General features: G+C 68.3%; 6 protein-coding genes. 1 reads left to right on the top strand and 5 read right to left on the bottom strand.

Going from position 1 to position 13591, the window contains the following annotated elements; translation table 11 throughout:
- Nucleotides 1–88: 88 nt before the first annotated feature.
- Nucleotides 89–391, bottom strand: a complete 303-nt coding sequence (locus QWM81_RS06585) for a hypothetical protein (protein WP_290110648.1) — start codon at nt 389–391, stop codon at nt 89–91.
- Nucleotides 392–575: 184 nt separating this feature from the next.
- Between QWM81_RS06585 and QWM81_RS06590 the strand changes: the two genes are divergently transcribed.
- Nucleotides 576–1199 carry a hypothetical protein gene (locus QWM81_RS06590; RefSeq protein ID WP_290110649.1) on the top strand — a complete coding sequence of 208 codons (624 nt, stop codon included), beginning with the start codon at nt 576–578 and terminating at the stop codon, nt 1197–1199.
- A 352-nt stretch (nt 1200–1551) separates the two neighbouring features.
- Here the strand turns inward: QWM81_RS06590 and drmB are convergent, their stop codons facing one another.
- The 4 genes from drmB to QWM81_RS06610 are packed head-to-tail and all read right to left on the bottom strand — an operon-like array spanning nt 1552 to nt 13271.
- Nucleotides 1552–3417, bottom strand: coding sequence for a DUF1998 domain-containing protein (gene drmB / locus QWM81_RS06595; protein WP_290110650.1), 1866 nt, complete (start codon nt 3415–3417; stop codon nt 1552–1554).
- 1 nt (nt 3418) lies between these two features.
- Nucleotides 3419–6640, bottom strand: coding sequence for a helicase-related protein (locus QWM81_RS06600; protein ID WP_290110651.1), 3222 nt, complete (start codon nt 6638–6640; stop codon nt 3419–3421).
- Nucleotides 6641–6645: 5 nt separating this feature from the next.
- Nucleotides 6646–8562 (bottom strand): ATP-dependent helicase, encoded by a 1917-nt coding sequence (locus QWM81_RS06605; protein ID WP_290110652.1) that lies wholly within the window; start codon nt 8560–8562, stop codon nt 6646–6648.
- Nucleotides 8559–13271, bottom strand: a complete 4713-nt coding sequence (locus tag QWM81_RS06610; protein WP_290110653.1) for a DEAD/DEAH box helicase — start codon at nt 13269–13271, stop codon at nt 8559–8561. The genes QWM81_RS06605 and QWM81_RS06610 overlap by 4 nt, the downstream gene beginning before the upstream one ends.
- Nucleotides 13272–13591: the final 320 nt, after the last annotated feature.

Here is a 13591-nt window from a genome sequence, read left to right on the forward strand (position 1 = left end):
GGCCCCTGCCCGGCCGGTCCGCCCGCCCAGCCCCTGTGGGGAGGTGCTGTGCAGTACGTACGCCGCGCCCGGCGCGTTCACCCCGTCCTCAGCCGCTCTTGCGACCGACCGCCCAGGACGCGGCGGCCACGGCCCCGGCCACCGAGAACACGGCCGGCCAGGCCCCGACCTTCTTGGCGAGCGGGTGCGACCCGGCGAAGGCGGCCACGTACGCGGCGGTCAGCCCGGCCGCGGCCTTCCCGCCACTGCGCTCACGCCACTCCCGCGCGGCCACGGCCCCCGCCGCCGCGAGCGCCACCCCACCGAGCGGCCGCTTCTTGGTCCACCGCGCGACGGCGTACCCACCCACGAGCCCACCCGCCGCCACGGCTCCCGCCGGAATCCTGGCCATGTCCCCTCGCCCTGCCTTCCCACACGCTTCGGCTGCCTCCCGTCGAGGCTAACGCGGCGGGTGGGGCGCCTGGGGTAGGTGGGTACGAACCCTGGAACGGTCCGTCGGTCACGGGACGTCGACGACCGGTCGCCGGAACCGTAACCGCAGGTAGGCGCGCATGCCTGGCGGGCACAGAAGACGCATGCCGACGCCCACGCCGCCGTACGCCCGTCTCGCCACCGACCCGCTCGTCGTCGCCCAGGACGGGGTCGCCACCGTCCACCAGCTCATGGACCTGGGCTGCGCGTCCTCCGCGGTCGCCGCCCTGTGCCGGCCGCCCGGCCCGTGGCGCCGCCTGCTGCCCAGGGTGGTCCTGCTCCACACCGGTGCCCCGAGCCCCCGGCAACGGCTGCGCGGGGCCCTGCTGTACGCCGGCCCCGACGCGCTCCTCACCGGCCCCGCCGCGCTCGCCCTGCACGGCGTCCCGCACGACGTGCCGTTCGGCGCGGGAAGCCCGCCCCCGCAGGTCGACGTCCTCGTCACCCACCGGGCCGGCCCCCGCAGCCACGCCTACGTCCGCGTACGCCCCACCCTCCGCCCGGCGCGCCGCGTCCCCGTGAGCGACCTGCCCTGCGCCTCACTGCCGCGAGCCGTCACGGACTCGATCCCGCACCTGGACGGCGACCACGCGATCACGACGCTCCTCACCGAAGTGACCCGACACGGCCTCTGCGCCCCGGGGGAACTCCTTGCCGAACTCCAGGCCGCCCAACTGATGCGCGAACCATGGGTGGCGGCCATCCTCCGAGGCGTGACCGACACCTGACGCCCAGCCGGCGACGGGCAAAGCCATAGCCACCACCCGACACCGTCACGGAAGGCCTCCGCGTCACTGGGTGACCTGGTGCGAGATCGCGACGGGGCTCACCACATCGAAGGGGCACAGCGGCGGCGCACGCCTGACGCGGGCCGAAGGATGATCGCCCCTATGGGGCGGGAAGCTGCCGTGGGCAGAAACCCCGACCCTCCTGAGCGTCGCCGTGGCGGAGGAGGGTGGCGATCGACGTGATCGCCGACCTTCTCCACTGGGTACGGGCGCACGGCTGCGACCCGGACGAGGCGCTGGACCGGGCGCAGAGGCGCGAGGCCGAGGCCTCGCGGCCCGCGTGGTGCCGCTGTCAGTCGTCGTGCTGGAAGAAGCAGAGTTCGGGTGTCTCCGGCGTGCCGATCAGCAAGGCGCGGTCGAGAAAGGTGTTGTTGATCTCGCAGCTTGTCTCGGGGAGGAGTATGCAGGCATGGCAAGCGGCCAAATTGAGGCTGTTCACTCCGCTTGCGTCGGCCTCCATGCACAGGGGGTCGGCCGAGCACCACGAGATCCGCTTGAGCGCAGACCGCAAAGACCGGGCCAGGCGTTCGGGCTCACCCTGGGCGACGATGCCGCCCAGGCTTCCCGCCGAGTCGCTGGTGGCCGTGTAGAGCAGAACCCCGGCCATGTCGTCGTTCACGTACAGACGCTCACGCAGCGACGAGGCGGGGTAGCCGCAGTCCAGGCTCCATTCGTTGATCAGCGCGTGGGCAAGGGTATGGAGGAGGACGAAACGTGCGGTCACCGGCGAGTTCACCTCGACCGACGTGTCTCCGGCGCGTCTGCGCAACTGACGCTCGTGGTTGCGGCGGATCCGCTCGGTGCGCCTGGCCGGCGAGCCCGGACCCGTAGACGCTTCCCAAGCCGTCAGCCTTTGCTGGTCGAGGGTGAGGAACACACCCTCGCCGACGACTTCGATGGCGGGCAGCCACGTGATGTCGTCGCTCAACGCGAGGCCCACGGCTCGATCCTGATCCGCGTCGGAGCGCATCAGCGGTTCCACACGGGAGAAGCTCTGCAGGGCCCGCACCTCGCGCAGCCGCTTCACAAGCATGGTCCTGTTGACGCCGGTGATCGTCGTCTCGCGGGCGCGGTCGGGCGGAACACAGACGAAGTGATGGTTCTCCGGTCGTTCCTCCGTCGTAGTGCAGAGCTGCTGGTACTCCTCCTGCCGGATCCGATTGCTCGCCTCGAACTCGGTAATCTCCTCCGGGTCCTCCTCCGGAGACTCGGTGTCAACATCCTCCAGCGCTCGTACGGCTTTGATCACGTCCTCAGCGGTGTACTTGCCGTCAGTGAGCCAGCCCTTCTTGGCGGCGATCTTGCCAATCCATACGTCGTTCTCCCGCAGCAGGAGGTCGCGGTGGCCCATGACATGCTGCATCAATTCGTCGTGCCACGGGGGAATGGACAGCGCCGACCGAACATTGGGAAACCATGCGGCGGAGGAACCACGCTGCAGGACACGCAGCCGGCTCCTGCAGTGAGCCTCGCGTGCGTCCCGGCCGAGCCAAGGACGTCCACCCCGACAGTCGATCTTGAGTGAAATCATGGCGTCCTTACCGAAGGCGCCCTCCATGGAGGCTTCCTCGCCGCAGTCACATGTGATCACGATGCCACGCAGGCTCGCCGTACGACCTTCGCTCCTCAGCTTCAGCCGCGCCTGTTTCGGCTCGCAAGCGCGGCGGGCGCGATGGTCGTCGCCCCTGCCGGAGTGCAGCCATCGCCAGTACGGGAACTCATCCAGGTGCCCTTTATCGCAGGCAACGACGAAACGAGACGGAGTGAGCGGGGACTTGCACTCCCCACAGGTGCTGTCACTACGCCGAGTCCCGAAGTCCCGGAACGGCTTGAGATCCGTGCATCGCGGACAGGAGTACGTCTCCGGGAAGCGCCGTACCTTCACACCATTCCCGGTCGGCGCCTGGGCGGCCGGCGGCAGGCGGAATCCCTTGACCCGCAGTCGCTGCTCGAGCCTGGGCTCATGCAGGTCGGGCTCACCGCGCACACCCCAGGTGTCCAGGCCGCTGACGATGAACGATTGGTCACCGATGGCGATCATCGACCCGACACCGTAGGTGGTGATCTGCTGGGCCCGACGGACCGATCCCAACGGCTTGCGGTTCGCTTCCTGCCGGGCCGGAGTGCCCGTGCCGATGGAAGAAGTGCGGCGTGCCATGTCAGCTCTCCAGGTAGAGGTCGGACTCGACGTCGACGTCGCGAAGGCTCCACAGAGTGGCTTTGGCCTCCGTGAGGTCATGGTCGGCGTGGGTGCGCAGCAGCGCCGTGTCGGTGTGGCGGTCGGGGTGGGGGCTGAAGGAGAACTTCGCCTCGTACACAAGCCTTTCGTTGTGTCGGGCGAGTCGGAGCCAGCTCTCGATGAAGGCGCCCAGCTCGGTGTCGGTCGCCTCCGCCTCCTCGGGCGAGATACGGCCCACCCTGGTCACAAGGCACTGGCGCAGGCTCTGCAGGTCCTGCTCGAACGCCGCCACATTCGCCGCGGCCTCGTTCCTCCGCGCGATGGGCAGCATCAGGCGGGCCAGGCCCACGAAGACGGCATGCAGTGCACGGTCACGGGCACGCGCGGAGTAGGGCGTGACGCTGGTGGACTCCACCTGCTTGTACAGGGCGGAGTGGTAGGCGACGAAGTCCTCATAGTGCGAGAGATCGCGGGAGCGCGCGGCGTTGAAAAGCGTCACGACGAGCCCGGGGTGCAGACGGCCGACACGGCTGGTGGCCTGGATGTACTCAGCCGTGGTCTGCGGTTGGCCCAGCACCACCATCAGCCCGAGGCGATCGACGTCGACCCCCACCGAGATCATGTTCGTGGCGAGCACCACGTCCTGAGCCTCCCCGGACTCCCGCGTCTTTGTCAGTGCCATCAAGCGCTCGGGAATCCTGCTCGAAGGCACACGGCTCGTCAGCTCGACCGGGGTCACCTGACGGGCCTCGCACTCGTCCCGCTCCGCGTGGGTCTTCAACCGCTCGTTCACGTCCGCGTGCACCTGCAGCTCTGCGGCGGCGAGCAGCCGGAGGCTGTTGAAGTAGCCAACGAGCGTCCAGTAGGCGTCGCGTGCCGCATCGCCTTCCACCCGATGCGCGTGATGCAGCAGCGAGGCGTAGGCGCGAATCAGTAGTGTGGCCTGTGAGATTCCAGGTGCCAGCAGGCCGACGTACTGGCGGGAGGCCTTTCGATCGGCCGGCGCCTGTACCGCGAACCAGGAGTCGCGGGCGTCGAGGGCGGCGGGCGGGAACTGGGCGACATCACGGTCGAACAGCGCCTTGCCCTGCCCCTTGGCACGGCGAATGGTGGCCGTGGAGGCGATGATCTTCGGGCGGTCGCAGGCAATGTCGATGGCCGCCTCGTACAGGCCGGCCAGGCTGCCGAGCGGCCCCGAGATCAGGTGCAGCTCGTCCTGCACGATCAGCTCGGGAGGCGGCGTGCCCTGGCCACTGGTGTCCCGGTTGAACAGTGCCGCCACATCGGCACGCCAGGCGACGCGGGCGAACTTGTCGGCCGTGGCGATCACCAGGGTCGGGCGGACGCGGTACAGCTCCTCGTCCACGACATGCACGGGCAGCCCGGTGGTGTACGCGCAGCTGTCGTCCGGGCAGGCGATCGTCATGCAGCCGGCGTCGGTGTCGACCGTGTAGTCCGTTGCTCCCAGCGGAGTGCCGCACCAGGCGCAGGCCCGGAGCTGCACGGGGTTCTCCTCTTGGAGGGTTTCGCCTTTCACGAGCCTGCGCAGGGAGGTCTCTGCGTCAACCAGCGTGTTCGGGGTGGCCGCCTTGCCCACCCACATGCCGATGGACATCGGCTCCTTCCCGAACCGGTCAGGTCTCTGCTCCCTCAGTTGGTCCATGGCACACATCAGCAGTGCCGCCCGCTCGAACTGCTGGAGTGTGAGCAACCGCAGCGTGTATCGCATCAACACGGTCACCCCGCCGCCCGCTTCACCGCGACGCAGCCTCCTGTGGAACACGGTGAAGGCGATGAGCCCGAGATACGCCTCTGTCTTTCCACCGCCCGTGGGGAACCAGAGCAGGTCGACGATGCCGCGATCCTGGTGCTCGGGGTCGACGATGCCGTTGAGGCACAGCAGCAGAAAGCCGATCTGGAAGGGACGCCACGTGCCCTGGGGCCGCGGGGAGCCGATGCGGCCCTCCTTGATCCAGATGCCACGGCCGCGCTGCAGTGCCATGGTCTCGTTGGCCTTCTGAAAGGCCTCCATGGCGTGCTCGTCGTCCTGAAGCAGTCGAATTCCTGCTTCCATGCGCCGCTTGGCCGCCCGACAGAGATCGAGCTGTTCATGGGCGAGCCGCAGGTACTCGGTATCTCCGTAGGGGCCGCCGCGCAGGGCGTCGATGTCGAGCGACCGCGCCTCGATCCAGTTCCCGTACGCCGCCACGAGCTCCACCAGCCAGGCCGTGGCCTGCTCGGAGGTTGCGGTCGCCAACGCTTGCATGTCGAGACGCCTGGTGTCGATGTCCGGGTTGGAGTCGGTGAGCAACACTTCGTACGTCGGTACGAACTCGGTCCATACGGAGGTCACACCGGCCACGCCCTCGTTGGCCACCGTGTCCCCGATCGGGGGTGGCGTCCAAGCCCAGTCAGCCGCGCAGCCATGTCCGGTGGCGAAGGCCGGGACGTGCCGGTACAGCAGACGGTTGAGCCGCACTTCGTCGTCGATGCCGGCTTCCGAAGGCCGCTCGACCAGGGCGGGTTCGCCTCCGGGCACGTCGACGCGGAACCCTGCCTGGAAGAAGCAGTGTGTGTCCTTGATGTCCTGCTTGTCGATCACATGCGTGTTCACCAGGGTCACGGTCACCGACACGGCGCCCCGTGGGCCGCTCGGTTTCCGCACGCGGATGCGCAGCTCCAGCCCGTTCGCCAGCACGACCGGCTTCGGGTGGAGTTGCCGAACATCGACCTCGGTCACGGGCAGATCGAGAGGGCGGCGCCTCCAGAGCAGGTCCTGGTCACCGGTTGCGCGCTTCTCCGCCCGCTTGGGGACCGTGGGAAGGCCCTGCCTGTCGACCGGGTCGTACACGGCGGCTGTCGCGGTGACGATCACGGTGCTGCTGAGGTGCGGGTCGACCGCGAAGGTGAGTCCGGTTGCCGACGGCCTTCGGACATTTGTCAGCGTTACGCCGGTGTCCGGGATCTCGTCCATGCCGTACCGGGAGTCACCGTCGTCAAGGTCATTCTCACTGGCCTCCTCGGTGGCGAGCTCCTCGTCCTCCGTGCGTGGGAAAAGCACCCCGGTGGCGTAGGCCGTGACAGGCCAGTCCTGCAGCGTCTCCATGGCATCAGCCCCCAGTCCGGTGGGGCCGAGAAGGTCGGCCTTGAGGCGCTCCACCATCTCGCCTCGGAAGCGGTAGTGCTCCTTGTGGTCGCGCATCGTCGTCAGTCCTTGTCCGTGAAGTCGTAGTGGAACCGTCCGAGGCCGGTAGGGCGTGGAGCCAGCCACACACCGAGATCTCCCAACCCCGCCCGGCTGCCCGCAGCGCCTTCGCCGGCCACGGTCTCGACCGTGTCGAGACGCAGCCCGGTGATGCGGCGCGGCCAGTTGCGGGGCTCGTAGCGATGCGACTGCTGCATGAGGCGGTACATGTCGCGTCGGAACGACTCGGATGCGACGCCGATGAGCCGCTCACGATGGGCCAGCGCGTAGCCGGGAGCGACGTGGATGTGGTGGTCTTCGGGGATCCCGTCGATCCGGACGAGTTCGACCTCGTCGCCGGCAGCCACATGGCTGCGCAGGTACGTTTGTAGGCTGCGCGCATCGTCCTCGAACCCGTGCCTGCCGGCAGGGTGGTGGGTATGGATGTCGCCGGCCATGAGTTCGATGCCCAAGCGCTTCCAACGCTGGTAGCCGAAGCGGGCCCAGCGACCGGATCGCCGGTCCCTGCGCACCAGGCGAAGGCCGCTGCGGTCGACGATGCGTACCGCCTCGGGCAGGTCGAGCCGGTAGGCCTCGTCCCGCGCTCTGGTCATCGCGACGTACAGAGCCCGGGCACGATCGGCCACATCGACACCCAGAAGGTTCTCATCGCCCTCGACGGGGCCCGGATCGACCAGGAGGACGCGGTCGAATTCGAGTCCCTTCGCCCGATGGAAGGTGGAGATCACCAACGGGTGCGGCGGCTGAGCGGTCAGGGCATCGGGCAGCCGGTGGAGGGCAATGGCATCCCGCAGGCGGGAAAGGTCGATCGACCTTCCGGCACGGTCCCCTGCGCAAGAGAGCAGCAGCCGCCACAGCCGTTCAGGGTCCGTGTCAGCCGTCGCCTCCACCAGCAGGGGATGGAGTTCGCCGAACCGCTGCCGGGTGAGTGCAGGCGCGCTGTTGCCCACGAGCATCAGCTCGTTGAGCCATGCCGGTGCGGTCCGGTCCTGCGCCGCACGACGCAGCTGGTGGTCGATGCCCTCGGTGTGCAGCCACTCCGATATGAGCAGCGCTTCGCCGTTCGTGCGGCACAGCACCGCTGTCGACACGGAGGTGTCGCCCAGGGAGTCGCGAATGAACGGGACGGTGATGTCGCCGAAGCTCATCAACGTCGCGAGCTCCGCGCGCAGATCCTCGTGCACGCGATCGGCGACGGCGAGCGTCGTGCACTCGCGTACGGCCTTCTCGAAGCGCTGCGCGGAGCGCGCCTCCGCGGTGCGGGCCCGGAAATTGCGGGTGAGCGACAGCTCGACCAGTTCACCGGCGAAGTAGCTGCGTAGCCAGTCGAAGAACCTGTTCGTCTCGATGGCGCGCTGGTCGTCCTCGATCACCTGGAATCCGTAGATGGCCTGGGCCGGATCGCCGACGACGGTGAAACCGCAGTCATAGGCCTCCAGCAGGACCTCGACCAATTCACGCCGGTCGCCCACGAGGTCCTGAACCTCGTCGATCACGAGATGGCGCAGCTCGTCGAGCCACTCCGGAGCGGTCGATTCGTCCTGGATGCGCTGGGTGGCCTCCCGGATCCGCTCGTCGAAGGGGCACGTGCGCCAGTCGATATCGGCCGCGACCTCGCTGAGGATCTCCAGTGCCCAGGAGTCGAAGGTCGTCACGCGGACATGGCGGGACCGTCCCTGGTGCCTCGACAGGCGCTCCCTGAGCTCACGGACGGCGGCATTGGAGAACGTGAGAATCAGGATGTCACCCGTGGTGAGCCCATGGTCGGTGATCAGAGCCTCGACGCGGCGCACGAGGGTATGCGTCTTCCCCGCGCCCGCGCCGGCGGTGACCAGCACCTTCGCCTCGGCACTCTGCTCGATGACGACGAGCTGCTCGCCGGTCAGAGCAGGTGTGCCGTCGTACGGACCGGTGGTCACGCCTTGCCCTCCCACAGGTACTCCAGCTCGGTGTACGCCAGCTTCCGGCCGAAGTTCTGGATGTTGTCGGCGACGTTGAGGATGAGGCAGCTCTCCTTGCCGCCGTTCAGAGGCCCACGAAGCCCGCGGCCGATCATCTGGATGTACGTGTTGGGGCTATAGGTGGGGCGAGCCACCACCACCGCGCGCACGGCCGGGGCGTCGAAACCCTGCGTCAGCACGTTGTAGTTCGTGAGCACCTGGATCCGCCGCTTGCGGAAGGCGTCGACACGCCGATTCCGGACGCCGGTCGGCGTCTTGGCATCCACCGAGGCCGCGCTGATGCCGCTCTCGTTGAGCAGCGCGGACAGGATCTGGGAGTGCTCGACGGAGGTCGCGAAGACGAGCACGGGCCAGTTCTGCGGCAGTCGTTCGATCTCCTCGATGATTCTCTTCGTACGGTTTACGTCCCCGGCCAGCCCATCGATCACCTCGGCGGGCAGCGTCATGCTGTTGCTGCTCCTCACCTGCTGGATCTGGTGCGGTGTGAGGGAGTACTCACCGCCCGGAAGCTCCTTGTACTCCACCTTGGAAAGGACGCCGAGTTCCTGAAGGTGCTCGTAGGGGGCGTCGCCCTCGAAGACACCGCGATCCAGTCGCTTGTGTCCGAAGCGGGCCGCCAGACGCCGTGTCTCCTCGGTGCTCCCTCCGCGAAAGGCGGTCGCGGTCAGACCGATCAGGTGCCGAGAGGTCCGGTACTGGTCGATACCAAGTGAGTCCAGAATTTTGGTGTACGTCTTCGGCACCGCGAAGTGGGCCTCGTCGACGACCACCGCATACGCCTCCCGCAACCAGGCGTACTGCTCGCTGTCGAGGTGGCGCGAGAGGGTGTCATCGATAGCCACGACCACCTGCGGGCCTCCCGGCGCGGGCTCCGCGGCCATGCCACCCCACATGCGGCTGATGCGGAGGCTCTGCTCGGGGCCCGACATGGACCAGACGAACTTCCAGGTCTCGATCGCCTGCTCGCACAGTTCCGCGCTCTGTGCGATCCACAGCACCGGCCCGGTGACGACGCCGTCCGCGATCGCCTGAACGGTTGCCTCGACCGCGATACGCGTCTTACCGGCACCGGTCGGGATCTGCAGCATGGCCCGCTTCTCCTCGCCCTGCACCAAGTGCTGGTACATGTTGGCGACGAGTCGCATCTGGTACGGGTGCAGGGGCAGAGGCCTGCGCGGCCCCGGAACCGTCTCGAAAGGGGGCGGAGCCTGGCTTGTCTCCTGGTCACCCGCCCACTCAGCGGGAAAGCCATACGTCTTCACGAAGGCACGGCTCGTGTGTCCGCCGGTCCACCTGTGGGGCGCGTCAAAGCCCGCCTTGGTCAGCGCGGGAGCGAGTTCGCGCAGAACCTCTTCCCCGTGGGTGGCGATAACGAGCTGAGCGACGCGAAGGTCACTCGGCGCCTCGCCGTTCAGCTCCTCGTCCGCCAGAAGGAGGCCCGGAGGAAGCTCTTCGCGCAGCCGCTCCACACCGAGGGCAAGCAGCAGCTTTCGCGCGGGATCGGGTTCACGGCGAACTTTCAGGAACCGCTCGTCCTCACGGTCCTTCTCCTGCTGCTGCAGCAGGGCACGGCACCCCTGCTCGCCCAGCCTCAACCCGAGAACCCGGTCGACGGCCAGAAGGACGTCCAACTCGTCGTCGGGACCGCAGAGGAGCACGGTGTCGCCCTCACGAGCCTCGACGAGTGGCACCTCCCGCTTTCCCTCTGCGGTGCGGATCACCCTGGCCAGATGGGAACAGTGGGACAGCTGCCAGTCGGTGCCACGGGCCAGCCGCTGCCGCAGTCGCGGGTAGAGGTCGGTGAGTGGGGTCGGCGTGCCCAACGGGACTGCTTCGAGCTCCTCCTTGAGGAGCTCGGCCGGGGCACGCAGGTCCGTGTCGCCGACCAGGCGCGCAGCGTCTTCGGCATCGAGCACCAGCAGCGCCGGCACCTTCTCGCGCCGCAGGATGCGGTACTGCTCCCGGTCGGCGGCTACCGCGATCTCCTCGTCGGGGCGAAGGGCCCACTCGTCGCCCACCTGGCAACGGGTGAGGGGGTGGCGGGCCCAGAACTCCTCGTCCTGAGGGACCCGGGTCATCAGGGCGTAGGCGCGGCCGATGAAATCGGCATCCTCACTGACGAGCGCGCGTTGCACGAGCTCCTCCCAGAGGGCCTCCGGGACGGTCTCGATGTCGTCGGTGAGGGCGAGCACCTGTGCGATCCCTCCGCTGACCTGCGCTACCGGCAGGAGGTCACCGTCGACCGCAATTCCGGGGCCGACGCACTCGGCCGGCTTGCGGATCCCCAACGAGGTGGGCACTGCGCCGCATCGCTTCAGCATCCAGGCGAGGGGTGAGCGGACCTGCTTCTCCGTGCTGCGACTGCCACCCTGGACGGTCCAGTTCTGCACCGCGCCGTGTGGGGGAAGGTGCTTCACGAAGGCGGCTCGTCCCGCCTCGGAGAGCTGCGGGAGCAGATGGAGCGGACCGGCGGGATTCGCACCGTTCCACCGCATGCTGCGCTGCATGGGCGGTCGCTGCCCCTCCTTCACCAACTTCTGGGCGTACAGCTTGTACACCTGGTCGGTGTAGGTCTCGAACCAGGCGTCCTTGCGAGGGTCCCAGTCGATCGTGGGCCGGTCGACAGCGCCCAGATCGCGCAGGACCGCGATGTCGGCACTGTGGAACTCGGGGTCGATCAGCAGCTCCCGGTCGCGGGAACGGTCGGTCGGCAGGTCGGCCGGCACCACGGGGCCTGCCAGGAGTGCGTCCCGGATCGGCCGGAACGCCCCGTCCGCCGTTCGGATCTTCAGGAGTCGTCGGGGATCGTCGACCTTCGCACGGATCACGCCGACGGCCCGCCCGCCGCCGGCCTGCCGGGTCAACCGCCAGAAATCCTCCCAGTCGGCATTCCCGTAGCGTCCGAAGCCGACGTCGAGCACGGCTTTGAGGCGCCCTTCGGCGTCCGCCTCGCGGATGCCCAACTCCTCCAGCGCGTGGCGTGCGTCGGAGTCCGCGGCGATGTCCGGGTGGGCGTAGACCAGGTCGTCCCGCAACCCCTGGCCACCCGCCGGGCTGCGCCGGTATACCTTGCCGCGGACGGGGGCGACCAGGTCTCCCCGCTCGGTGAGGAGGATGCGGGCCCGCGTCGCCTCAGCTGCCTGCTCGGCGGCCCCGACCGCCTCCATGTCCGCGGCGATGCGCAACGCCAGGGCGGAGGCGGTGGCGGACCGGTCGGACACCAGGGCCTCCAGCCATTCGGTGACGTCGGTGGCTTCGCCGGCTCCGGCGCGGAGCATGATGTCACGGGCGCGCGAGCGCCGCTCCCTGCTCTCCACCGAGTGGTGGCACCAGTTCACGGGCCGGCCCGGGTACGACTCCCAGAGCTGCAGCCACTTCTCGCGCAGGCCGTCCGGGTGCAGGCGAAGCTCCTTGGGCTTGCGCAACACACCGCGCTGGTCGGGCAGCGACGGCTGGGCCGCCGCGACGGCCAGGACCTCGGCGCTCAGCATCTCGTCGCCCCACTGTGAGGCCTCACGACCACGGGCGGTCAGCAGCGTCAGGTAGGAGCCGGGATCGTCGGACTCGACCAGCCGCGGCAGGGAGCCGATGATCAGTTCGGCGGCCGCCTTGACGAGCTCGGCGTTGAAGTCGCTCTTCGTCAGGTTCTGCCGGTCCTCTGGGGTTTTCCAGGGGGCGTTGAGGATGCCGGTGAGTGTCGTGTCGTAGTGGGTGGGGAAGAAGGCCCAGAAGCTGCCGCGCTTCTTCCGTGCCTCGACCCCCTTTCCGGGTACCGCCCACGAGATGCGGATGATTGGGCGCTCATGCAGCTCGCCCGCCGTCTTCTGGGACTCGGCGGTCGGCGCGTGGTCCAGGTGGAAGACATCCCACCGCTCGTTGCGGGACTCCTTGCCGTTGGTCTCCTCGATAACCCGATGTTCGATGTCATTGGTGTGCTGCCTCAGCACGCGCACGAGCCGCTGGCCCTCCCGGCGATCCTCCAACACAACGGAGGCGACGTGCGAGGAGAAGAGCATGAAGTGGGCGGGAAAAACGCGCAGGTCGTTCCCGAGTCGGCGCTCCGCGCCCTCGTGCAGGGGAAGAACGACGGCCGTGCTCGCCCAACGCATCAGCTCATCGAGCACTTGGTCCTGCCGGCGATCCGCTGCCAGATCGAGGGGCTGCGCCATCCGCAGCACCGGCGTCTCGTCCTGCTCCGAAAGCTGCGGCACAACCTCTCGGATGCGCTCGGCGGACCAGGCCCTGTCGAAGCCGAAGGAGCCCGAGGTGCTGTAGAAGCGCGGCGTGTCGGAAACGCTCAGCACGGATTTCACGCCGACGCCGAAGCGACCGATCTGCCCACCTCGCTTGCGGGAGACGGCCATGCGCAGGATCGTGTCGGCACCCTCGGGGGAGACCGGGTTGCCGGTGTTGGCGCAGTATAGGTGGTGGTCGGTCAGCAGGACATGGATGCGTCCGCCTTCCGCGACCTCCTGGGTCTCATCGGCGCCGTTCTGCACCAGCTCGTATATCTGCCGCTCGCCGTATCCCCCCTGCGTGATGCGACGTTCGTTGTTCGCGTGCTCCTGCACATGCCCCGGATCGGCGCGGTAGACCTCCAGGATGCGCCGGGACTGAGCGAGGACGGTTCCGATGACGTCTGTGGCACCGGACAGAGCGTTGCTCATGTGGTGGGTGACTCCCGGGTCGAAAGGGACGAAAGCGGGGTCGAGCGGCGACAACGGATTGACCGTTCTCGAAGGCAACATGGAGCAGCAAGCTGGCGGTGGGGGGGGAGGTCCGGCGTCGTTCACCACGATGGTTGCGAGGTGGAGCGCGTCGTGTGGAGGAATGCCGTCACGGCATGAGTGGACACACTCCTCCCCTTGACCGGCTGTCATCAGGGGGTGATGTGCCAGCTGCGGAAGCGAGACGTTAGCGGGCATCTGCCGGTCTGCGCAAGCAAGTTGAGGCCTGCGTCAATCACCCATAGGACTGGTTCTCAGGG

This window comes from Streptomyces ficellus, from assembly GCF_030406405.1.
GTDB lineage: Bacteria > Actinomycetota > Actinomycetes > Streptomycetales > Streptomycetaceae > Streptomyces > Streptomyces ficellus_B.